Origin of the sequence: Streptomyces sp. AM6-12 (genome assembly GCF_044327085.1) — a bacterium.
Lineage (GTDB): Bacteria > Actinomycetota > Actinomycetes > Streptomycetales > Streptomycetaceae > Streptomyces.
Genome location: NZ_JBIQWN010000001.1, coordinates 5,675,256 through 5,696,126, shown reverse-complemented (window position 1 = coordinate 5,696,126; position 20,871 = coordinate 5,675,256). Strand labels below are relative to the sequence as shown.

At 71.8% G+C, this 20,871-nt stretch carries 20 protein-coding genes; 8 read left to right on the top strand and 12 right to left on the bottom strand.

Annotated elements, in window-relative coordinates:
- Nucleotides 1–25 precede the first annotated feature (25 nt).
- The 3 genes from ACE4Q9_RS25930 to ACE4Q9_RS25920 form a co-directional block, all read right to left on the bottom strand.
- A complete protein-coding gene (locus tag ACE4Q9_RS25930; RefSeq protein ID WP_397986638.1) occupies nucleotides 26–265 on the bottom strand; it encodes a chaplin in 240 nt (79 codons plus the stop codon).
- Nucleotides 266–436: 171 nt separating this feature from the next.
- The gene (locus ACE4Q9_RS25925) at nucleotides 437–1,078 is read right to left on the bottom strand and encodes a response regulator (protein WP_397986637.1); all 642 of its coding nucleotides are present in this window, start codon (nucleotides 1,076–1,078) and stop codon (nucleotides 437–439) included.
- The gene (locus ACE4Q9_RS25920; protein WP_397986636.1) at nucleotides 1,071–2,216 is read right to left on the bottom strand and encodes a GAF domain-containing sensor histidine kinase; all 1,146 of its coding nucleotides are present in this window, start codon (nucleotides 2,214–2,216) and stop codon (nucleotides 1,071–1,073) included. Before ACE4Q9_RS25920 ends, ACE4Q9_RS25925 begins: the two co-directional genes overlap by 8 nt.
- 258 nt (nucleotides 2,217–2,474) lie before the next feature.
- On the opposite strand from ACE4Q9_RS25920, the gene ACE4Q9_RS25915 reads away from it, so the two are divergent.
- The 3 genes from ACE4Q9_RS25915 to ACE4Q9_RS25905 all read left to right on the top strand — a co-directional run bounded on the left by ACE4Q9_RS25915 (nucleotide 2,475) and on the right by ACE4Q9_RS25905 (nucleotide 5,407).
- Nucleotides 2,475–3,170 carry an SDR family NAD(P)-dependent oxidoreductase gene (locus tag ACE4Q9_RS25915; protein WP_397986635.1) on the top strand — a complete coding sequence of 232 codons (696 nt, stop codon included), beginning with the start codon at nucleotides 2,475–2,477 and terminating at the stop codon, nucleotides 3,168–3,170.
- Nucleotides 3,167–4,318 carry an S-adenosylmethionine:tRNA ribosyltransferase-isomerase gene (locus tag ACE4Q9_RS25910; RefSeq protein ID WP_397986634.1) on the top strand — a complete coding sequence of 384 codons (1,152 nt, stop codon included), beginning with the start codon at nucleotides 3,167–3,169 and terminating at the stop codon, nucleotides 4,316–4,318. Before ACE4Q9_RS25915 ends, ACE4Q9_RS25910 begins: the two co-directional genes overlap by 4 nt.
- 333 nt (nucleotides 4,319–4,651) lie before the next feature.
- Complete coding sequence (locus ACE4Q9_RS25905; protein WP_397986633.1) at nucleotides 4,652–5,407, top strand: transglycosylase SLT domain-containing protein; 756 nt, start codon at nucleotides 4,652–4,654, stop codon at nucleotides 5,405–5,407.
- Nucleotides 5,408–5,486: 79 nt separating this feature from the next.
- Here ACE4Q9_RS25905 and ACE4Q9_RS25900 read toward each other — a convergent pair whose 3' ends face one another.
- Nucleotides 5,487–8,111: an FHA domain-containing protein gene (locus ACE4Q9_RS25900; protein ID WP_397986632.1), complete on the bottom strand. Its 2,625-nt coding sequence runs from the start codon at nucleotides 8,109–8,111 to the stop codon at nucleotides 5,487–5,489.
- Nucleotides 8,112–8,768: 657 nt separating this feature from the next.
- Between ACE4Q9_RS25900 and serB the strand changes: the two genes are divergently transcribed.
- Nucleotides 8,769–9,977, top strand: coding sequence for a phosphoserine phosphatase SerB (serB, locus tag ACE4Q9_RS25895; protein ID WP_397986631.1), 1,209 nt, complete (start codon nucleotides 8,769–8,771; stop codon nucleotides 9,975–9,977).
- 215 nt (nucleotides 9,978–10,192) lie between these two features.
- Here the strand turns inward: serB and ACE4Q9_RS25890 are convergent, their stop codons facing one another.
- From ACE4Q9_RS25890 to ACE4Q9_RS25875, 4 genes are all read right to left on the bottom strand, one after another.
- A complete protein-coding gene (locus ACE4Q9_RS25890; RefSeq protein ID WP_397986630.1) occupies nucleotides 10,193–10,711 on the bottom strand; it encodes a SixA phosphatase family protein in 519 nt (172 codons plus the stop codon).
- Nucleotides 10,712–10,789: 78 nt separating this feature from the next.
- Nucleotides 10,790–10,996: a hypothetical protein gene (locus tag ACE4Q9_RS25885; RefSeq protein ID WP_397986629.1), complete on the bottom strand. Its 207-nt coding sequence runs from the start codon at nucleotides 10,994–10,996 to the stop codon at nucleotides 10,790–10,792.
- Between the two features lie 453 nt (nucleotides 10,997–11,449).
- On the bottom strand, nucleotides 11,450–11,569 hold the full coding sequence (locus ACE4Q9_RS25880; protein WP_397986628.1) for an SGM_5486 family transporter-associated protein: 120 nt from the start codon (nucleotides 11,567–11,569) through the stop codon (nucleotides 11,450–11,452).
- Nucleotides 11,570–11,612: 43 nt separating this feature from the next.
- Complete coding sequence (locus ACE4Q9_RS25875; protein ID WP_397986627.1) at nucleotides 11,613–13,070, bottom strand: MFS transporter; 1,458 nt, start codon at nucleotides 13,068–13,070, stop codon at nucleotides 11,613–11,615.
- Between the two features lie 91 nt (nucleotides 13,071–13,161).
- Between ACE4Q9_RS25875 and ACE4Q9_RS25870 the strand changes: the two genes are divergently transcribed.
- Nucleotides 13,162–13,848 carry a FadR/GntR family transcriptional regulator gene (locus ACE4Q9_RS25870; RefSeq protein ID WP_397986626.1) on the top strand — a complete coding sequence of 229 codons (687 nt, stop codon included), beginning with the start codon at nucleotides 13,162–13,164 and terminating at the stop codon, nucleotides 13,846–13,848.
- A 39-nt stretch (nucleotides 13,849–13,887) separates the two neighbouring features.
- On the opposite strand, the gene ACE4Q9_RS25865 is transcribed toward ACE4Q9_RS25870, so the two are convergent.
- The 3 genes from ACE4Q9_RS25865 to fabG form a co-directional block, all read right to left on the bottom strand.
- Complete coding sequence (locus ACE4Q9_RS25865) at nucleotides 13,888–14,235, bottom strand: hypothetical protein (RefSeq protein WP_397986625.1); 348 nt, start codon at nucleotides 14,233–14,235, stop codon at nucleotides 13,888–13,890.
- Between the two features lie 223 nt (nucleotides 14,236–14,458).
- On the bottom strand, nucleotides 14,459–15,226 hold the full coding sequence (gene fabI / locus ACE4Q9_RS25860) for an enoyl-ACP reductase FabI (protein WP_397986624.1): 768 nt from the start codon (nucleotides 15,224–15,226) through the stop codon (nucleotides 14,459–14,461).
- A gap of 5 nt (nucleotides 15,227–15,231) precedes the next feature.
- The gene (gene fabG / locus ACE4Q9_RS25855) at nucleotides 15,232–15,936 is read right to left on the bottom strand and encodes a 3-oxoacyl-[acyl-carrier-protein] reductase (protein ID WP_397986623.1); all 705 of its coding nucleotides are present in this window, start codon (nucleotides 15,934–15,936) and stop codon (nucleotides 15,232–15,234) included.
- A 251-nt stretch (nucleotides 15,937–16,187) separates the two neighbouring features.
- Here fabG and ACE4Q9_RS25850 point away from each other — a divergent pair, with 251 nt between their 5' ends.
- Genes ACE4Q9_RS25850 through tyrS form a run of 3 tightly spaced genes read left to right on the top strand, consistent with a single transcriptional unit; the run spans nucleotide 16,188 to nucleotide 20,423 of the window.
- Nucleotides 16,188–17,711 (top strand): TldD/PmbA family protein, encoded by a 1,524-nt coding sequence (locus tag ACE4Q9_RS25850; RefSeq protein WP_397986622.1) that lies wholly within the window; start codon nucleotides 16,188–16,190, stop codon nucleotides 17,709–17,711.
- On the top strand, nucleotides 17,708–19,099 hold the full coding sequence (locus ACE4Q9_RS25845; RefSeq protein ID WP_397986621.1) for a metallopeptidase TldD-related protein: 1,392 nt from the start codon (nucleotides 17,708–17,710) through the stop codon (nucleotides 19,097–19,099). The genes ACE4Q9_RS25850 and ACE4Q9_RS25845 overlap by 4 nt, the downstream gene beginning before the upstream one ends.
- A 55-nt stretch (nucleotides 19,100–19,154) precedes the next feature.
- A complete protein-coding gene (tyrS, locus tag ACE4Q9_RS25840; RefSeq protein WP_397986620.1) occupies nucleotides 19,155–20,423 on the top strand; it encodes a tyrosine--tRNA ligase in 1,269 nt (422 codons plus the stop codon).
- Nucleotides 20,424–20,483: 60 nt separating this feature from the next.
- Here tyrS and ACE4Q9_RS25835 read toward each other — a convergent pair whose 3' ends face one another.
- Nucleotides 20,484–20,765: a GlsB/YeaQ/YmgE family stress response membrane protein gene (locus ACE4Q9_RS25835; RefSeq protein WP_397986619.1), complete on the bottom strand. Its 282-nt coding sequence runs from the start codon at nucleotides 20,763–20,765 to the stop codon at nucleotides 20,484–20,486.
- Nucleotides 20,766–20,871: the final 106 nt, after the last annotated feature.

Sequence of the window (20,871 nt, the reverse complement as noted above, 5' to 3'; positions counted from 1 at the left end):
GGGCCCGAGCCGCGATCGGGATGCCTCAGTGGTTGAGGCCGGTGTTGCCGAAGGCCGGGTTCAGCACGCCGATGACGTCGACGCTGTCGCCGGTCACGTTCACCGGAACGTGGATCGGCGCCTGGATGGCGTTGCCCGAGACGACGCCCGGGGAGTTCACGGCCGCGCCGCCCGCCTCGCTCTGGGCGGAGGCCAGGCCGGCACCGGCGGCCAGCAGGCCACCGGCCACCATCGTCACGGCCGCTGCCTTCTTCAGGTTCTTCACTTTCAAACCCCTCTTGGACGTTCGCCACGGCGGTTCTCCGTGGCACGCACTGGAGAACGGCGGAGATCGCCGGGGGATGCGCCATCTGGGTGACATTCCCACGACGGTATGAATCTCAGTCCGGAACGGGGGGTCTGGGGGGAACCGGGGTTCGGCGTCCGTACGGGCGTTTCAGCCGGCCACTCCGTGCCGTACGGCCCACAGCGCGGCCTGTGTGCGGTCGGCGAGGTCGAGCTTCATCAGGATGTTGGAGACGTGCGTCTTGACGGTCTTCTCCGACAGGACCAGCGCACGGGCGATCTCCCGGTTGGAGCGGCCGTCCGCGATCAGGCCGAGCACCTCGCGCTCCCGCTCGGTGAGCGAATTGCCCCGGCCCTGACCGGAGTTGGCCTCCTCCTGGGACAGCAGCGCGCCCGCCACCTCGGGCTGGAGCAGGATGTGCCCGGCGTGCACGGAACGGATGGCGCCGGCAAGGGCGTCGGGGTCCACGTCCTTGTAGACGTATCCGGCGGCGCCCGCGCGCAGGGCCGGTACGACCGTGCGCTGCTCGGTGAAGCTGGTGACGATCAGCACCCGCGCGGGGTTGCCGAGTTCGCGCAGTCTGCGCAGGGCGTCGATGCCGTCCATGCCCGGCATCTTGACGTCCATGAGGACGATGTCCGGCCGCAGTTCCTCGGCGCGGGCCACTCCCTCCGCGCCGTCGGCGGCCTCGCCGACGACGGCTATGTCCTCCTGCACCTCCAGGAAGGTGCGCAGGCCCCGGCGGACGACCTGGTGGTCGTCGACGAGCAGCACCTTGATGGGCTCAGCCACCGGGGACCTCCATCTCGATCGTGGTGCCCTTGCCGGGCGCCGATTCCACGGTCAGGGTGCCGCCGACCCCGCTGGCCCGGTCCCGCATCGAGACCAGTCCGAGGTGCCGCCCGGCGCGGCCCACCGCGGCCGGGTCGAAGCCGCCGCCGTCGTCGCTGACCCGCAGCACCGCTCCGGGGCCGCGCCGCGCCACGCGCACGTCGACGTGGTCCGCGTCCGCGTGGCGCAGCGCGTTGTGCAGGGCCTCCTGGGCGACCCGGAGCACGGCTTCCTCCTGGGCGGCGGGCAGTGCGCGGTAGCCGGTGCCGGTGAAGGTGACGCGGGCCGTGTGGGCGCGGTCGAGGACCTGGATCTGGGTGCGCAGGGTGGCGATCAGTCCGTCCTCGTCCAGCGCGGCGGGCCGCAACTCCACGACAGCGGCGCGCAGTTCGTCGGCGGCCTCGGCGGCGAGCGCGGCGACCTGGTGGAGTTCGTCCTTGGCGCGGGCCGGGTCGCGGTCGACGAGGGCGGCGGCGGCCTGGGCGGTCAGACGCAGCGAGAACAGCTTCTGGCTGACGGCGTCGTGGAGTTCATGGGCGAGGCGGGAGCGCTCCTCGGCGATGGTGAGTTCGCGGCTGCGCTCGTAGAGGCGGGCGTTGGTGAGGGCGATCGCGGCGTGCTGGGCGAGGAGGGCGAGCAGTTCCTCGTCCTCCTGGGTGAAGCCGCAACTGCCTTCCTTTCTAACGCAGTTCTTGTTCGCGAGGAACAGCGCGCCGATGGTCTCGTCGCCGTCGCGGATGGGCAGCCCGAGGAAGTCGACGAGGTCGGGGTGGGCGTCCGGCCAGCCCTCGAAGCGGGGGTCCTTGCGCACGTCGGCGAGGCGCACGGGGCGGGCCTCGTGCAGCATCGCGGCGAGGATGCCGTGCTGGCGGGGCAGCGGGCCGATCGCCTTCCACTGGGCGTCGCTGACGCCGTCCACGACGAACTGGGCGAAGCCGCCGTGGTCGTCGGGGACACCGAGGGCGGCGTACTGCGCGTCGAGGAGTTCGCGGGCGGAGGCGACGATCGTCTTCAGGACGTCGCGCATCTCCAGATGCCTGCTCATGGCCAGCAACGCGGAACTCACCGCGGCGAGGCCGGACCGGGGGCGGTGGCTCATGTCCTCACGGTACCGGCGGGGTGTGACAGCGCGGATCGGGCCGCCGGCGGCCCGGCACCGTCCGCTGGTCCTAGGCCGGGCGGCGTAGGCCCCGAGGACCCGGCCCGGTGTCGTACGCCACGCGTCCCTGGGGCGGCCGTCGTACGCCGAAGGGCCCCGCTCCTTCGGGACTCGCGGCCGAGGCGGTGCTCGCGGGGGCGTTCCTACGGTGATCGGCATCCGTCCGAGGGGGCGGTGTGCGAGGAAGGGACGGTAGTCATGCCGGTAGGGATCATCACGGGTGCCTCGAGGGGGCTGGGGCGGGCGCTCGCCGAGGCGCTGGCCGGGCGCGGCTGGGACCTGGTGCTGGACGCGCGGGGCGAGGAGGCGCTGGCCGGGGCAGCGGCGGCGGTCGGCCGGTACGGCGGCCGGGTGTCGGCGCTGCCCGGAGATGTCACGGACGCCGGGCACCGGGCCGCGCTGGTGGCCGCCGCCCGGACGCTGGGCGGTCTCGATCTGCTGGTGAGCAACGCGAGCGCGCTCGGCGCCGAGCCGCTGGTACGGCTGGCCGGGCTGCCCCTCGACGGGCTGCGGCGGGCCCTGGAGGTGAACGTCACCGCCGCGCTGGGTTTCGTACAGGAGGCGCTGCCGCTGCTGCGGGCGTCGGCGGCGGGCACGGTGATCACGGTCAGCTCGGACGCGGCGGTGGAGGCGTACCGGACCTGGGGCGGGTACGGCGCCTCGAAGGCTGCCCTGGACCAGCTGGCGGCGGTGCTCGCCGAGGAGGAGCCGGGGCTGCGGGTGTGGGCGGTGGATCCCGGTGACATGGCGACCGACCTGTACGCGGCGGCCGTGCCCGGCGACGAGGGCGCGCGGCCGGCGCCCGGCACGGTCGTACCGGGGTTCCTGCGGCTGCTGGACGAGCGGCCGGCGAGCGGGCGGTACGCGGCGGGGGCCCTCGGGGCGGGCCGGTGACCACGGTGGTGCGGGTACCGGAGGAGCGGTCGGCGCGGGTGCCGGCCGAGCAGCGGGGTCCGGGTCGGGCACGGGACGACGTACGGCTCCTCGTGTCCCACGGCACGCGGGTGGCGCATCACGCGTTCCGCGAGCTGCCGGGGGTGCTGCGGGCCGGGGACCTGCTGGTGGTGAATACCTCACCGACCCTGGCCGCGGCGGTGGACGGCCGGATCGGGGGCGTGCCCGTGGTGGTGCACTTCTCGACGCGCGGCGACGACGGCCGCTGGGCGGTGGAACTGCGCGAGCCGGACGGCCGGGGCACCACACGCGCGCGGGCGGGTACACGCGCGGGGACAGCGGTAAGGCTGGCGGACGGTATGCGGTTGGTGTTGGAGGAGCCGGTGGGCGGGCGGGCTCCGCTGGACGGGCCGACCCCGGTGGAGGAGCCCACTCCGGTGGGTGAGCCGGCGCCGGGGGGCGGGCGGCGGGGGTCGGCGGGTGGCCGTGGAGAGCGGTTGTGGTGGGCGCGGGTGGAGGGCGGGCCGGTGCTGGGGCTGCTGCGGGGGCACGGGCGGCCGATCCGTTACTCCTATACGACGCGCGATCAGCCGCTGTCGGCGTACCAGACCCTGTTCTCCCTCCCCTCCCCCGACGGGGCGGGGAGCGCGGAGATGCCGAGCGCGGGGCGGCCCTTCACCGAGCGGGTGGTGGCGGAGCTGGTGCGCAGGGGGGTGGGGTTCGCGCGGATCACCCTGCATACGGGGGTGGCGTCGGCTCAGGCGCACGAGCCGCCGTACCCGGAGTGGTTCGCGGTGCCGGAGGCGTCGGCGCGGCTGATCAACGCCACGGCGGCCGGGGCGGGCCGGGTGATCGCGGTGGGGACGACGGCCGTACGGGCGGTGGAGTCGGCAGCGGGAGCGGACGGCGTGGTGCGGGCGTGCGAGGGGTGGACGGATCTGGTGGTCACGCCCGAGCGCGGGGTGCGGGTGGTGGACGGGCTGGTGACCGGGCTGCACGAGCCGGATGCCTCGCATCTGCTGATGCTGCGGGCGGTCGCCGGACGGGCCGCGGTCGACCGTGCGTACGAGGAGGCCCTGCGCGGGCTCTACCTGTGGCACGAGTTCGGGGACATCCATCTCCTCCTGAGGGAGGAGACTCCGCGCTGAACCTCACAGTATGCGTTGCGAAGGCAACTCGCCGTGAGGTCGATCTATCTTCCCTGTGAGCCCGCACATAGGGCCTACATCACGTACGAACGGACATAGGAGATATACCCCCTGCTGCGAACGGGACAGATGGTCCAATCTGTCCCGTTTTGCCCTTCCCTGATCCACTACCCGGCTTCGTACGTCACACCTTTGCCAGGGCATTTTGCGGCCGCTAAGAATTGCTCCCGTCGCTCAGCGCCGTGGGTTTCCGCCCGCGGCTTCTGTGCGGGAGGAACCGATCCCCCGGCGGACGCAGGAGCGACCTCCGCGCTAACGAAGAGGTCCAACGCCATGCCCAAGAACATCCTCAGTCGTGCTCGAAATCGTGCCCTGACCAAGCAGCACAAGATCGCCGTCGCCGGTGTCGCCGCTCTCGGCACCGCCGCCATCGCCCTGTCGGCCGTCCCCGGCAACGCGGACACCGTCACCACCGGTTCCCCGGCCACCGCCGCGCAGGTCGCGAAGGTCGCCACCCAGGACGCCACGCTGCCCAACGTCAAGGGCTCGGTCACCGATGCCGCCGCCGCCCAGAGCGTCAAGCTCGACGCCATCGCCGCGCAGCAGAAGGCCGACCAGGCCGCCGCCAAGCAGCGCAGCGAGGCCGCCGCGAAGAAGGCCGCCGCCGACGCCGCCGCCAAGAAGGCCGCGCAGGAGCGTGCCGCCAACCAGGCCGCCAACCGTTCCGTGCAGCGCCCGCAGATGCAGACCGTCGCCGCGAAGACCTACGCGAACAACCTCGACGGCTGGATCCGCCAGTCCCTGGACATCATGCACGCCAAGGGCATTCCGGGCAGCTACAACGGCCTGTACCGCAACATCATGCGTGAGTCCTCCGGCAACCCGATGGCCATCAACAACTGGGACATCAACGCGATCAACGGCATCCCGTCCAAGGGCCTGCTCCAGGTGATCCAGCCCACCTTCAACGCGTACCACGTGCCCGGTACCTCGTGGAACATCTACGACCCGGTCGCCAACATCACCGCCGCCTGCAACTACGCTGCCCACCGCTACGGCTCGATGGACAACGTCAACAGCGCGTACTGAGGTCGGCGCGGACCTCTGACAGGCGCCGAAGGGCGGCACCCCACCACGGGGTGCCGCCCTTCGTGACGTACCGGGAACGCTACTTGCGCATGACCTCCGGCTCGTGCCGGCGCAGGAAGCGGGACACGAGGAAGCCGCAGAGCGCGCCCAGCGCGAGCAGCGCGATCATGTCCAGGGTCCAGGCCCCGGCCGTGTGGTTCCACAACGGGTCGGTGCTGCCCGGATCGTCGCCGTTGGGGGCGATGTTGTTCAGGTCCAGCGTGGTGCCGGCCGCGCCCACCGCCCAGCGCGAGGGCATCAGGTAGGAGAGCTCGTTGACACCGAGCGTGCCGTGCAGGGTGAACAGGCAGCCGGTGAAGACGACCTGGACGATCGCGAACATCACCAGCAGCGGCATGGTCTTCTCGGCGGTCTTCACCAGCGAGGAGATCACCAGGCCGACCATCATCGAGGTGAAGCCCAGCGCCATGATCGGCAGGCACAGCTCGAACAGGGTCGATCCGCCGAGGATCACGCCCTGGTCCGGGATCGTGCGGGGCGAGAAGCCGATCAGGCCGACCAGCAGGCCTTGGAGCACGGTGACGGCGCCGAGCACGACCACCTTGGACATCAGGTAGGCCGACCGGGACAGGCCGGTCGCCCGTTCCCGCTCGTAGATGACCCGTTCCTTGATCAGCTCACGCACGGAGTTCGCGGCGCCCGCGAAGCAGGCGCCCACCGCGAGGATCAGCAGCACGGTGGTGGCGGTGCCGTTGGGCACGTGCAGGCCGGTGCGCGGATCCACCGCCGGGTTGACCAGGAGACCCCGGTCGGGCTTCATCAGCAGGCTGACCGAGCCGAGGACCGCCGGCAGGATCACCGTCAGCGCGAGGAAGCCCTTGTCGGAGACGATGACCGACACATAGCGCCGGATCAGGGTCAGCAGCTGGGAGCCCCACGCCTGCGGCTTGGGCGGCTTGATCGCCGCGGGCGGTGGCATGTACGCCGCCTGCTGCGGGGCGGCGGCGTCGAAGTCCGCGGCGTACATCTGGTAGTGCTGCGAGCCCTTCCAGCGGCCCGCCCAGTCATAGTCGCGGTAGTTCTCGAAGGCGGAGAAGACGTCGGCCCAGCTGTCGTAGCCGAAGAAGTTCAGCGCCTCCTCCGGCGGGCCGAAGTAGGCCACCGCGCCGCCCGGCGCCATCACCAGCAGCTTGTCGCACAGCGCCAGCTCGGCCACCGAGTGGGTGACGACGAGCACGGTGCGGCCGTCGTCGGCCAGGCCGCGCAGCAGCTGCATGACATCGCGGTCCATGCCGGGGTCGAGGCCGGAGGTCGGCTCGTCCAGAAAGATCAGCGACGGCTTGGTCAGCAGCTCCAGGGCCACCGAGACGCGCTTGCGCTGACCGCCGGACAGGGACGTGACCTTCTTGTCCTTGTGGATGTCCAGCTTCAGCTCGCGCAGCACCTCGTCGATGCGGGCATCGCGCTCCTGGGCGGTGGTGTCGGCGGGGAAGCGCAGCTTGGCCGCGTACTTCAGGGCCTTCTTGACGCTGAGTTCCTTGTGCAGGATGTCGTCCTGCGGGACCAGGCCGATGCGCTGGCGCAGCTCCGCGAACTGCTTGTACAGGTTGCGGTTGTCGTACAGCACCTCGCCCTGGTTGGCGGGCCGGTAGCCGGTGAGCGCCTTCAGCAGCGTGGACTTGCCGGAGCCCGAGGGGCCGATGACCGCGATCAGGGACTTCTCCGGGACACCGAAGGAGACGTCCTTGAGGATCTGCTTGCCGCCGTCGACCGTGACGGTCAGATGGCGCGCGGAGAAGGAGACCTCACCGGTGTCGACGAACTCTTCGAGCCGGTCGCCGACGATACGGAAGGTGGAGTGGCCGACGCCGACGATGTCGGCCGGGCCGAGCTGCACCGAGCCGCCCTTGGGCACCGGGTGGCCGTTGACGTACGTGCCGTTGTGCGAGCCGAGGTCGCGGATCTCGAAGCGGCCGTCGGGCGTCGAGTGGAACTCGGCGTGGTGGCGCGAGACCTGGAGGTCGGAGACGACCAGCTCGTTCTCCAGGGCGCGGCCGATGCGCATGACGCGGCCGAGGGAGAACTGGTGGAACGTCGTCGGGCTGCGGTCCCCGTGCGCGGGCGCCCCCGGCCCGGCCTGCTGCGCGAAGGCACCGGGCTGCGCGTCCTTCTGCTGCGGGAAGCCCGCCTGCTGGGCAGGCTGCTGGGCTGCCTGTTGAGCCGGCTGCTGGGCCGGCTGCGCCTGCGCCCAGCCGGGTTGCGGGGCGGGTGTCTGCTGGGGCACCGCGTGGTGCGGCGGGTGGGCTGCCGGGGCGGGTGTCTGCTGGGGGGCCGCCTGCTGGGCCCATCCCGCGGGGGCCGCCGCGTACGGCGCCTGCTGTGCCTGTTGCGCTTGCTGCGCCTGGCCGACGGCGGCACCGGTGAGATCCAGCCGCGGTCCGTCCGTCGCGTTGCCGAGGTGCAGCGACGTCCCCGGACCTATCTCCGTCCGCTGGATCCGCTGACCCTGGAGGTAGGTGCCGTTGGTGCTGCCGTGGTCCTCGATGACCCAACCGCGGCCGTCGAAGCTGACCGTGGCGTGCCGCCAGGAGACCCTGGCGTCGTCGAACACGATGTCACCCTGCGGATCTCTGCCGAGGGTGTAAGGCCTGGACGGGTCGAGCGTCCAGGTACGTCCGTTTGTTTCCAGTACGAGTTCCGGCACTCCATGCCCCACTGAGTTGTCCCCCGAATTTCCCCCGTCGCAGGGAGTCTAGGGATGTCGAACATCGTGGGGAACTATTTCAGGCCCGCCCCTCTGACCAAAACCCGGGCCTTGCGCGCATCGCCATCAGGCGCTCCAGCCGGAGGACGGCAATTCAGGCGAGGGGGATAAGTGGGGCCCACGGCGGGAGTTGGCGCCCGGCCGGTGCACTCGCGGCGGGGCGGGGGCGCAAGGGGCGGCGGGCGTACGGCAGTTCGCGCACGGGCAGGGCAGCGGGTGGCGGGGCTGTACGGGAGGAGGGGAAGGTAACGGGTTGGCCGGAGAGGGCGGTGACGGTGCCGTGGGAGTGGCGTGGGGGTGGCGGTGGGGAGGGGGCCGGGCGCAGGGTCCCAGGCGACGGGCCGGCACGGATCCCTGTCGGGGGATGCCCGAGGACGGACGCGGGCTGCCGACGCCTCCACACCGCCTGCGGCAGAGGCGGCACCCCCGGCGCCCGCCGGAACAGGCCGCGGCACGGGGTCCCCGGTCGCGGCGGTGATGACCTCGGGGGAAGCTGTTGGCAAGATCCTTGATGCCGGGACGCCACCCATTGTTCCGTGTCCGTCAGGCGGACCTCGGCGGCGCACGGCACTGGGTGCCGGATACGGTGGTGAGACCATGACTGCTGCGCAGACCCCCGAGGTCCCCACTCTCCTCGTCAAGATCTTCGGCAAGGACCGGCCGGGCATCACGGCCGGACTCTTCGACACCCTCGCCGCGTACTCCGTCGACGTGGTCGACATCGAGCAGGTCGTCACGCGGGGACGCCTGGTGCTGTGCGCGCTGGTGAGCCAGCCGCCGGCCGGCATCGAGGGTGATCTGCGGGCCACCGTGCACAGCTGGGCCGAGTCTATGAAGATGCAGGCGGAGATCATCTCGGGCCACGGCGACAACCGTCCGCGCGGCCTCGGACGCTCTCTGGTGACCGTCCTCGGCCATCCGCTCACCGCCGAGTCGACGGCCGCCATCGCCGCCCGCATCGCGAAGGCCGGCGGCAACATCGACCGTATCTTCCGACTCGCCAAGTACCCGGTGACCGCGGTGGAGTTCGCGGTCTCCGGTGTGGAGACCGAGCCTCTGCGCACCGCGCTCGCCTCGGACGCCGGGGCGCTCGGTGTGGACATCGCGGTCGTCTCCGCGGGCCTGCACCGGCGCGCGCAGCGTCTCGTGGTCATGGACGTGGACTCCACCCTCATCCAGGACGAGGTGATCGAACTCTTCGCCGCCCACGCCGGCTGCGAGGACAAGGTCGCCGAGGTCACCGCCGCGGCGATGCGCGGGGAACTGGACTTCGAGCAGTCGCTGCACGCCCGTGTCGCCCTGCTGGCCGGCCTCGACGCCTCCGTGGTCGAGAAGGTGCGCAACGAGATCCGGCTGACCCCCGGCGCCCGCACCCTGATCCGCACCCTGAAGCGGCTCGGCTACCAGGTCGGCGTGGTCTCCGGCGGCTTCACCCAGGTCACCGACGACCTCAAGGAACGCCTCGGCCTCGACTTCGCCCAGGCCAACACGCTGGAGATCGTCGACGGCAGGCTGACCGGCCGGGTCACCGGCGAGATCGTGGACCGCGCGGGCAAGGCGCGGCTGCTGCGCCGGTTCGCGGCGGAGGCCGGGGTGCCGCTGGTGCAGACGGTGGCGATCGGTGACGGCGCCAACGACCTCGACATGCTGAACGCGGCCGGTCTCGGCGTCGCCTTCAACGCCAAGCCCGTGGTGCGCGAGGCCGCGCACACGGCCGTGAACTTCCCCTTCCTCGACACGGTCCTCTACCTCCTCGGCATCACCCGCGAAGAGGTCGAGGCGGCCGACACCCACGACGAGGGCTGAGGCGGCCTCCTGTGAGGTGACGCTGCGGGGGTGACGGCACACGGCTCAGGAGCGGCCGCCCGCCTCCCGGCGGTGGCCAGGCCCGGCCCGCTCGCGTCGCCGGGCCCGCGCTGTGTCCGGGCCTTCGCCGTGTCCGGGCGGTGCGCCGTATCCGGGCCGGCGCCCGTGACCAGGGCGATACCCGTGACCGAGCCGGGTCCCGGCCCGGTGCCACCTCACTCCGAGGGTGCCCAGTAATCCGTCAGCGTGGCCACACCCGGCTCCAGGCCCTTCCACGAGCCCTCGAAGGAGAGCACGGCGAAGGCGGCGGCCGGGAAGCCGCGGCGGTTCATCCGCTCGCGGGCGTCCCCGTCGGCCGAGCCGGCCAGGATCTCGGCGAGGCCGTGAACGCCGGGGTTGTGGCCGATCAGGATCAGGTTGCCCACGTCGTCCGGCACCTCGTTCAAGAGCGCGATCAGCTGACCCGGTGAGGCTTCGTAGACCCGCTCCTCGTAGACGGTCTTCGGCCGGTGGTCCAGTTCATGCACGGCGAGCTTCCAGGTCTCGCGGGTGCGGGTCGCGGTGGAGCACAGGGCCAGGTCGAAGGCGAGGCCGGAGTCGCTCAGTCTGCGCCCGGCGACGGCCGCGTCCATGCGGCCCCGCTCGGCGAGCGGGCGCTCATGGTCGGAGACCTGGGGCCAGTCGGCTTTCGCATGCCGGAAAACGGCGATGCTGCGGGGTTCTGCGACGCTCATGCGTCCCAGCTTCGCATGAAACAGGCCACGGGGCGCAGGGAGTTGACATGCGGATTCACCATGCGAGGCGGCTCCTGGTCAGTGCCTGAGCAGTTGCTGTGCGCGCTCGACGAGGTGGGCTATCGCCGGGTCCGCGCTCGCCGCGTGCGCGTCCGAGGGTTTCAGTATCAGCAGGAACAGGGTGCCGAAGGCGAGCGCGGGCAGCGCGAGGGCCCACCAGGGCAGCCGCATGTCGACGCCGCCCGTGGTCGCCGGGTGGGTCCGGAAGTGGGTGCGGGCGGGCATGGTCGCCTCCGTGGTCCTCGAGCGTTCGTGTGACCGCCCCCTGCGGTCACCACTCGAAGGTACGGAATCCGCGCCCGCCAACCCATCCGGTTTTCCACCCAGTTACCCCTGAGCCTTACCCCCTAGGGGACAGGGGGGCCAGCACCACCATCCGCCGGAAACGCCTGGTGGCGGGGCCGACCGGGCGCGTCACGGGTGCGCGGCGCGCGGGGTCACGGGCGGGCCGCCTCACCGGTGCGCTGCGTCACGCGCGCAGCGTCACCGGTGCGCTGCGTCACGCGCGCAGCGTCACCGGTGCGCGGCGTCACCGGTGCGCGGCGGGCGATGCCACGGGCGCACGGCGGGCGCCGTCGCGCGGCGAGGGGTGTCCCGCGGCGGGCGACGGGCGCCGCCGCCGGCGCACGGCGGGCGACGTCACGCGACGGCCGCGTCAGCGGCTCGCGGCGCGTCGCGTCACGGCGAGATGATGGTCGCGACGATGGCGATGACGATGAAGATCGCGAAGAAGGAGCCGAAGACGAGCAGCATCTTCTTCTGACCGTTTGGCGGATTCGGGTCGAGCACAGGCTGCATGCGCCCAGTCTCGCACCCCTCCCCCGGTGGCCGTGCGCGGGGGTCAGCGTGCCGCGGCCTCGTCCTCCACCGTACGGTCGCGGCCCGCCAGGAAGCCCACCGCGATCTGGGGCACCATGAGGCCCGCCATCAGGGCGATCGGCAGCCCCCAGCCGCCGCTGTGCTGGTAGAGCACACCGACCAGCAGCGGTCCGGGGATGGAGATCAGATACCCGGTGCTCTGCGCGAACGCCGACAGCTGGGCCACACCGGGACCGCTGCGGGCACGCATGCCGACCATCGTCAGGGCGAGCGGGAAGGCGCAGTTCGCGATGCCGAGCAGCAGCGCCCAGGCCCAGGATCCGGCGGCCGGGGCGAGGTACAGGCCGGCGTATCCGGCGAGCCCGCACAGGCCCAGGGCCAGCACGATCGGGCCCTGATGAGGCAGCCGGGCGGCGATCCGCGGGATGACGAAGGCCAGCGGCACGCCCATCACCATCGTGACGGCGAGCAGCAGACCCGCGGTACCGGCGGACACGCCCGCGTCCCGGAAGATCTGCGGCATCCAGCCCATGGTGATGTAGGCGGCGGTGGCCTGGAGGCCGAAGAAGACGGCGAGCGCCCAGGCGGTACGGCTGCGGGTGATCCGCAGCGGGGGCCCTGCCTCGGCGGCCCGCGCGGTCACCGGCGCCGCTGCCGACGCCGACACCGCCTCCGTGCCCCGCGCCGAACCGGACGCCCCCGCGGAAACCTCAGAAGGATCAGAAGCCACGGAAGCCGCAGAAGCACCCTTCCCCCGACCGGAGCCACCCCGGCCCGCCCGGCCTTCTCGGCCTTCCCTGCCCTTCCGGCCGTCCCGCACCAGCGGCACCCACGGCACCACCGCCGCCGCCGCGAGCACCGCCCACACCGCGAGCCCCGGCTTCCAGTTCCCGCCCATGGCGTGGGTCAGGGGGACCGTCACGGCGGCCGGCAGGGCGGTGCCGAGCGCGAGGACCATCGAGTACAGGCCGGTCATGGAGCCGACCCGGTCGGGGAACCAGCGCTTGACGATGACCGGCATCAGCACGTTGCTGACGGCGATGCCCATCAGGGCGAGCGCGCTGGCGGCCAGGAACCCGGCGGTGCCGCCGACGTACGGCCGTAGCAGCAGGCCCGCGCAGATCGCGGCCATGCCGGCGCACACCACCGCGGGCGGTCCGAAGCGGCGTGCCAGGCGGGGCGCCATCACCCCGAAGACTGCGAAGCACAGCGGGGGCACGGAGGTGAGCAGTCCGGCCACGCTACCGCTCATGCCGAGCCCGTCGCGGACCTCCTCCAGGAGGGCGCCGAGGCTGGTGATGGCCGGGCGGAGGTTGACCGCGGACAGCACGATGCCGACGACCACCAGGCGGGTCGCCCACGTGCGCGCGGGGCCCGTCTCCAGGGTCGTCTCGGACAGGCCCGCCGTGGCGGACGTGTCGCGTTCGGTCGGTGACATCGCCGTACGGGTGTCCACTGTCCGGGTTTCCTCACTAGCCATGAGACCCATCATAGAATCATAGGATGATTCGTTGTCCATTCCTGGAACTCCCGGAGCGTGCACGCCCCGGCCTGCCGTGCAAAGGTGTGCCATGCCTCTGAGCCACCCGCGCCGTTCGGCCCTCTCCGAGCAGGTGATCGCCGAACTGCGCAACCAGATCGCCACCGGCGAGTGGCCGGTCGGTTCCCGTATCCCCACCGAGCCCGAACTGGTCGAGCAGCTCGGCGTCGCCCGCAACACGGTCCGCGAGGCCGTGCGCGCGCTCGCACACAACGGGCTGCTGGACATCCGGCAGGGCTCGGGCACCTATGTGGTGGCGACCAGCGAGCTGGCCGGCGTCATGCACCGCCGGTTCGCCGAAGCGGACCCCCGGCACATCGCCGAGCTGCGCTCCACGCTGGAGTCGGCCGCGGCCAAGCTCGCCGCCGAACGGCGCACCGAGAAGGACCTCAAGCAGCTGGACGCGCTGCTGCTGCGCCGCGAGGAGGCATGGGAGAGCGGCGAGGCGGAGGCCTTCGTGGCCGCCGACGCCACCTTCCACCTGGCCGTGGTGGGCGCGTCCCACAACGAGGTCATGACGGCGGTGTACGCCGATCTGGGCGAGTTGCTGCGGGACGCGCTGCGCGCGGACGTGGGCGCCGAGCTGACGCCGGAGGCGCACATGGACCACACCCGCCTGGTGGACGCGATCCGTACGGGCGACACCGAGGCGGCGGCCAGGGAGGCGGCGAGCTACCCCTTCCAGTGCCGCCCCCTGGGACGGCCCGTCACCGGCTGACGTACCGCCTGACCGCCCCGCGCCGGCCGGCGGCCCGGTTCAGCGCACCTTCTGGTGGCTGATCCACGCCGAGCCGACCTCCTTCCAGCAGCGCCCGGTGAGCCGCACCGTCAGGGCGGGCTCGGCGTCCACCGGCGCGCTGTCGGTGTCGATGTCCCACCAGCGGACGCACTCGATGTGCAGGCGTAGCCGGTCGGTGTCGGCATAGGGGTTGTGGCAGTACGCCACCACGTCGGAGCCGTGCACCGCGGTCCGGCAGGCCGCCCCGAACAGGCTCGGCGCGGGTGGTCCCGCGCTCGCGCGCGCGTGGGGCGTCGCGTCGTACGGCAGGGCGAGTACGAGGGCGGCGGCGAGGGTCAGCGGGACCAGGCAGCGGGACGAGCGCACAAGGGGGACCTCCTCGGCCGGGCTGCTGAGGGATGCGCCGGAGGAACACGCGCGTCTTCAGGGTGCGCCGCGCGCGGGGCGGCCCGCCCGGCCGGTGAGCCGAACGGGTGAGGGCGCCGGGCAGCACGGCGGGGCGCCGGTACGGCGAAGGCCCGCGCCCCCGTGTGCGGGATGCGGGCCTTGCCGTGTTGCCGTGCGGCGGGTTTCAGCCGGGTGTGAGTGCTCAGGCGCCGATGGCGTGCAGACCGCCGTCCACGTGGATGATCTCGCCGGTGGTCTTCGGGAACCAGTCGCTGAGCAGGGCGACGACGCCCTTGCCGGCCGGCTCCGGGTCCTTCAGGTCCCACTCCAGCGGGGAGCGGCTGTCCCAGACGGCGGCCAGGTCGCTGAAGCCCGGGATGGACTTGGCGGCCATGGAGCCGATCGGGCCCGCGGAGATGAGGTTGCAGCGGATGTTCTGCTTGCCCAGGTCGCGCGCCATGTAGCGGTTGGTCGCCTCCAGGGCGGCCTTGGCCGGGCCCATCCAGTCGTACTGCGGCCAGGCGAACTGGGCGTCGAAGGTGAGGCCGACGACCGAGCCGCCGTTCTGCATCAGCGGCAGGCAGGCCATGGTGAGCGACTTCAGGGAGAACGCCGAGACGTGCATGGCGGTGGCCACGGACTCGAACGGCGTGTTCAGGAAGTTGCCGCCGAGCGCGTCCTGCGGGGCGAAGCCGATGGAGTGCACGACGCCGTCGAGGCCGCCCAGCTCCTCGCCGACCAGGTCGGCCAGGCGGGCGAGGTGCTCCTCGTTGGTCACGTCCAGCTCGATGACCTTCGCCGGCTTCGGCAGCTTCTTGGCGATGCGCTCGGTCAGGGTGGGCCGCGGGAAGGCGGTCAGGATGATCTCGGCACCCTGCTCCTGGGCCTGCTTCGCGGCGTGGAAGGCGATGGAGGACTCCATCAGCACACCGGTGATCAGGATGCGCTTGCCCTCGAGGATTCCACTCATGGTGATCAGTGACCCATTCCCAGTCCGCCGTCAACGGGGATGACGGCTCCAGTGATGTACGAGGCGTCGTCCGACGCGAGGAACCGGACCGCCGCGGCGATCTCCTCCGGCTGCGCGTAACGGCCGAGCGGCACCTGCGACATGATGCCCTGGCGCTGCTCGTCGCTGAGCACCTTGGTCATGTCGGTGTCGACGAAACCGGGTGCGACGACGTTGAAGGTGATGTTGCGCGAGCCCAGCTCACGGGCGAGCGAGCGCGCGAAGCCCACCAGGGCGGCCTTGGAGGCGGCGTAGTTCGCCTGCCCCGCCGAGCCGAGCAGGCCGACCACGGAGGAGATCAGGACGACACGGCCCTTCTTGGCGCGCAGCATGCCGCGGTTGGCGCGCTTGACGACGCGGAAGGTGCCGGTGAGGTTGGTGTCGATGACCGAGGTGAAGTCCTCCTCGGACATGCGCATCAGGAGCTGGTCCTTGGTGATGCCGGCATTGGCGACCAGCACCTCGACGGGACCGTGCCGGTCCTCGATCTCCTTGTAGGCCTGCTCCACCTGCTCGGGGTCGGTGATGTCGCACTTGACGGCCAGGAAGCCGGCCGGCGGCTCACCCGAGCGGTACGTGATCGCGACCTTGTCGCCGGCGTCGGCGAAAACGCGGGCGATGGCGAGGCCGATGCCCCGGTTTCCTCCGGTGACGAGAACCGAGCGGCTCAACGGATCACCCTTTCGATAGCGGTCTGCTAGAGGTCCGACAACCCGCCCGAACACCTGGATGACAGGCGGCTTCATCGAAAACCTATCGGTACGGCCGCGTCCGTGGGCATTCGGGCACCGACAGTGGCGCGGGACCGTCACTGTCGGGTCCCTACAGAACCGCGGGGCCCCGGTCCGGAAGGGGTGTGGTCCGCGGGGCCGCCCGCAGGCCATGATCGGAGCCCACAGGCCACGACAGCAGGGAGACCTCCGTGCCTCATTCCATCGACGAAGCCTTCACGGCGCTTCCGCTCAGGTCCCTCGCCGACGCCGCGCTCGCCCGCGCGCGGTCGCTCGGGGCGGAGCACGCGGACTTCCGGTTCGAGCGGGTGCGCAGCGCGGCACTGCGGTTGCGCGACGCCCGGCCCGCGGGGTCCTCGGACACCACCGACCTCGGGTACGCGGTCCGGGTCGTGCACGGCGGTACGTGGGGCTTCGCCTCCGGGGTCGATCTGACGCTGGACGCGGCGGCGCGGGTGGCCTCGCAGGCGGTGGCGATGGCGAAGCTGTCGGCGCAGGTGATCCGTGCCGCGGGGTCCGACGAGCGGGTGGAGCTGGCCGACGAGCCGGTGCACGCCGACAGGACGTGGGTGTCGTCGTACGAGATCGATCCGTTCACCGTGCCCGCCGAGGAGAAGGCGGCGCTGCTCGCGGACTGGAGCGCGCGGCTGCTGGCGGCGGACGGGGTGAGCCATGTGGACGCCTCGCTGCTCACCGTGCACGAGAACAAGTTCTACGCCGATACGGCCGGGACCGTCACGACCCAGCAGCGGGTGCGGCTGCATCCCGAGCTGACCGCGGTGGCGGTGGACGAGTCCAGCGGGGAGTTCGACTCCATGCGGACGCTGGCGCCGCCGGCCGGGCGCGGCTGGGAGTACCTGACCGGGACCGGCTGGGACTGGGACGACGAGCTGGCGCGGATCCCCGAGCTGCTGGCCGAGAAGATGCGGGCGCCGAGCGTGGAGCCGGGCCTGTACGACCTGGTGGTCGACCCGTCCAACCTGTGGCTTACCATCCACGAGTCCATCGGGCACGCCACCGAGCTGGACCGTGCGCTCGGCTACGAGGCGGCGTACGCCGGTACCTCGTTCGCCACCTTCGACCAGCTGGGCAAGCTCAGGTACGGCTCCGAGCTGATGAACGTCACCGGCGACCGCACCGCCGAGCACGGCCTGGCCACCATCGGGTACGACGACGAGGGCGTCGAGGCGCAGTCCTGGGACCTGGTGAAGGACGGCACCCTGGTCGGCTACCAACTGGACCGCAGGATCGCCCGGCTGACCGGGTTCGAGCGCTCCAACGGGTGCGCGTACGCCGACTCGCCCGCCCATGTGCCGGTGCAGCGCATGGCCAACGTGTCGCTGCTGCCGGACCCCGCGGGGATGTCCACCGAGGATCTGATCGGGGGCGTGGAGCGGGGCATCTACGTGGTCGGGGACCGCTCGTGGTCGATCGACATGCAGCGCTACAACTTCCAGTTCACCGGGCAGCGCTTCTTCCGGATCGAGAACGGGCGGCTCGCCGGGCAGCTCAAGGACGTCGCCTACCAGGCCACGACGACCGACTTCTGGGGTTCGATGGCGGCGGTCGGCGGGCCGGGGACGTACGTCCTGGGCGGCGCGTTCAACTGCGGCAAGGCCCAGCCGGGGCAGGTGGCCGCGGTCTCCCACGGTTGCCCCTCTGCCCTCTTCCGGGGCGTAAACATTCTCAACACCACGCAGGAGGCGGGTCGATGAGCGCGCGAACGAACAAGCCGCACGAGATCGTCGAGCAGGCGCTCGCGCTGTCCCGCACGGACGGGTGTGTCGTCATCGCCGACGAGACCTCCACCGCCAACCTGCGCTGGGCGGGCAACGCGCTCACCACGAACGGGGTGACGCGGGGCCGTAGCCTCACGGTGATCGCGACCGTGGACGGGCGGCAGGGCACCGCCTCCGGGGTGGTGTCCCGGTCGGCGGTGACGACGGACGAGCTGGAGCCGCTGGTGCGGGCCGCCGAGGAGGCCGCGCGCGGGGCGGGTCCGGCCGAGGACGCGCGGCCGCTGGTCGCGGGCGTGCCCGCGGCGCCCGACTTCACGGACGCGCCCGCCGAGACCTCCTCCGCGGTGTTCGCCGACTTCGCCCCGGCGCTCGGCGAGGCCTTCGCCCGCGCGCGGGCCGGCGGCCGGGAGCTGTACGGCTTCGCCAACCACGAGATGGTCTCGACCTACCTGGGCAGCTCCACCGGGCTGCGGCTGCGGCACGATCAGCCGACGGGCACGCTGGAGCTGAACGCCAAGTCGCCGGACCGCACCCGCTCCGCCTGGGCCGGGCGTGCCACGCGGGACTTCAAGGACGTCGACCCGGCCGCCCTGGACGCCGAGCTGGCCGTGCGCCTGGGCTGGGCGAAGCGGCGCGTGGAGCTGCCCGCGGGCCGCTACGAGACGCTGCTGCCGCCGACCGCGGTGGCGGACCTGCTCATCTACCAGCTGTGGTCGGCCTCGGGCAGGGACGCGGCGGAGGGCCGTACGGTCTTCTCCCGGCCCGGCGGCGGCACCCGGATCGGCGAGCGGCTCTCCGAGCTGCCGCTGACCCTGCGCAGTGACCCGGACGAGCCGGGCCTGGAGTGCGCGCCCTTCGTGATCGCCCACTCCTCGAACGGCGACCGGTCGGTGTTCGACAACGGGCTCGCGGCGCCGGCCACCGACTGGATCGAGCGGGGCACGCTGCGGAACCTGACCACGACCCGGCACAGCGCCGCCCTGACCGGGCTGCCGGTCACCCCGGCCGCGGACAACCTGATCCTGGACGGCGGCAACCGCTCCCTGGACGAGATGGTCGCCGACACCGAGCGCGGGCTGCTCCTGACGTGCCTGTGGTACATCCGCGAGGTCGATCCGGCGACGCTGCTGCTCACCGGGCTGACCCGCGACGGTGTCTACCTGGTGGAGGGCGGCGAGGTGACCGGGCAGGTGAACAACTTCCGGTTCAACGAGTCGCCGGTGGAGCTGCTGCGGCGCACGATCGAGGCGGGCCGCACGGAGAAGACGCTGCCGCGCGAATGGGGCGACTGGTTCACCAGGGCCGCGATGCCGCCGCTGCGGGTCCCCGATTTCAACATGAGTTCTGTCAGTCAGGGCGTATAACCTCGTAGTCGGCTGTCACCCGACCGCCGGGGATTTTCAAGGAGACACGAGAACCGTGACGGACATCGTCGACGAACTGAAGTGGCGCGGGCTCATCGCCCTCTCCACGGACGAGGACGCATTGCGCAAGGCGTTCGCGGACGGTCCCGTCACGTTCTATTGCGGCTTCGACCCGACCGCGCCCAGCCTGCACCTCGGCAACCTCGTGCAGATCCTGACGATGCGCCGCATCCAGCAGGCGGGCCACCGCCCGCTGGGCCTGGTCGGGGGCGCGACGGGCCTGATCGGCGACCCCAAGCCGACGGCCGAGCGCACGCTGAACGCGCCGGAGATCGTCGCCGAGTGGGTCGAGCGGCTCCGCGGCCAGATCGCGCCGCTGCTGGACTTCGAGGGACCGAACGCCGCGGTGATGGTCAACAACCTGGACTGGACCCAGGGCCTGTCGGCCATCGAGTTCCTGCGGGACATCGGCAAGCACTTCCGGGTCAACAAGATGATCGCCAAGGAGGCCGTCTCCCGGCGGCTCAACTCCGACGCGGGCATCAGCTACACCGAGTTCAGCTACCAGATCCTCCAGGGCATGGACTTCCTGGAGCTGTACCGGCGGTACGGCTGCACGCTCCAGACCGGCGGCAGCGACCAGTGGGGCAACCTCACCTCGGGGACCGACCTGATCCACCGGGTCGAGCCGGACGCCGTGGTGCACGCGCTGGGCACCCCGCTGATCACCAAGGCGGACGGCACGAAGTTCGGCAAGACCGAGTCCGGCACGGTCTGGCTCGACCCCGAGATGACCACGCCGTACGCGTTCTACCAGTTCTGGATCAACGCGGACGACCGTGATGTCGCCAAGTTCCTGCGCATCTTCAGCTTCAAGTCCCGCGAGGAGATCGAGGAGCTGGAGCGGCTGACCGAGGAGCGTCCGCAGGCGCGGGCGGCGCAGCGGGCGCTGGCCGAGGAGCTGACCACGCTGGTGCACGGAGCCGGGCAGACGGCCGCGGTGATCGCCGCGTCGAAGGCGCTGTTCGGGCAGGGTGAGCTGGCGGAGCTGGACGGCAGGACGCTGGCGTCGGCGCTGTCCGAGGTGCCGCACATCCAGGTCGCCGAGCTGGGGTCCGTGGTGGATCTGTTCGCCGAGGTGGGGCTGGTCGCGAGCAAGTCCGCGGCGCGCAGGACCGTGAAGGAGGGGGGCGCCTACGTGAACAACGTCAAGGTGGCCTCCGAGGAGGCGGTGGCCTCGCCGGAGGACCTGCTGGACGGGCGGTGGCTGGTGCTGCGGCGCGGGAAGCGGAATCTGGCGGCCGTGGAGGTTGTCGCCGGATAGTGCGGTGCGGGGCGCCCACCGGGGCGCCCCGCGACCGCGGTACCCGGACCCGTTGAGTACTCAGACCCGCTGGCGTTTCCTCTTGCCCAGCGTCGCCATGTAGAGCGAGTCGACCACGGCGACGATGATGATCGCGGCCACCAGCTGGAAGATGTGGCGGCTCCAGTCGATGCCTCGGGTTTCGCGGACGTGGAGCGCGGCGGCGATCGCGTTGCCCGCGATGGCGCCCAGCATGCCGCAGAGGGTGGTCAGCCAGAGGGGGCTGTGCTGCCTGCCAGGGATGACCGCCTTGGCGATCACGCCCAGCACGAATCCCACGATGATCGCCCACAACCAGCCCATGGCTGCCTCCTCGTCCGGATCGACGTGAGCTTTACGTCAGTGTCGGCCGGGGCCTCCCGGCGCGCATGTCGGGTTCCGCCGCACGGCAGAGGGCGTTGCCGCAGGC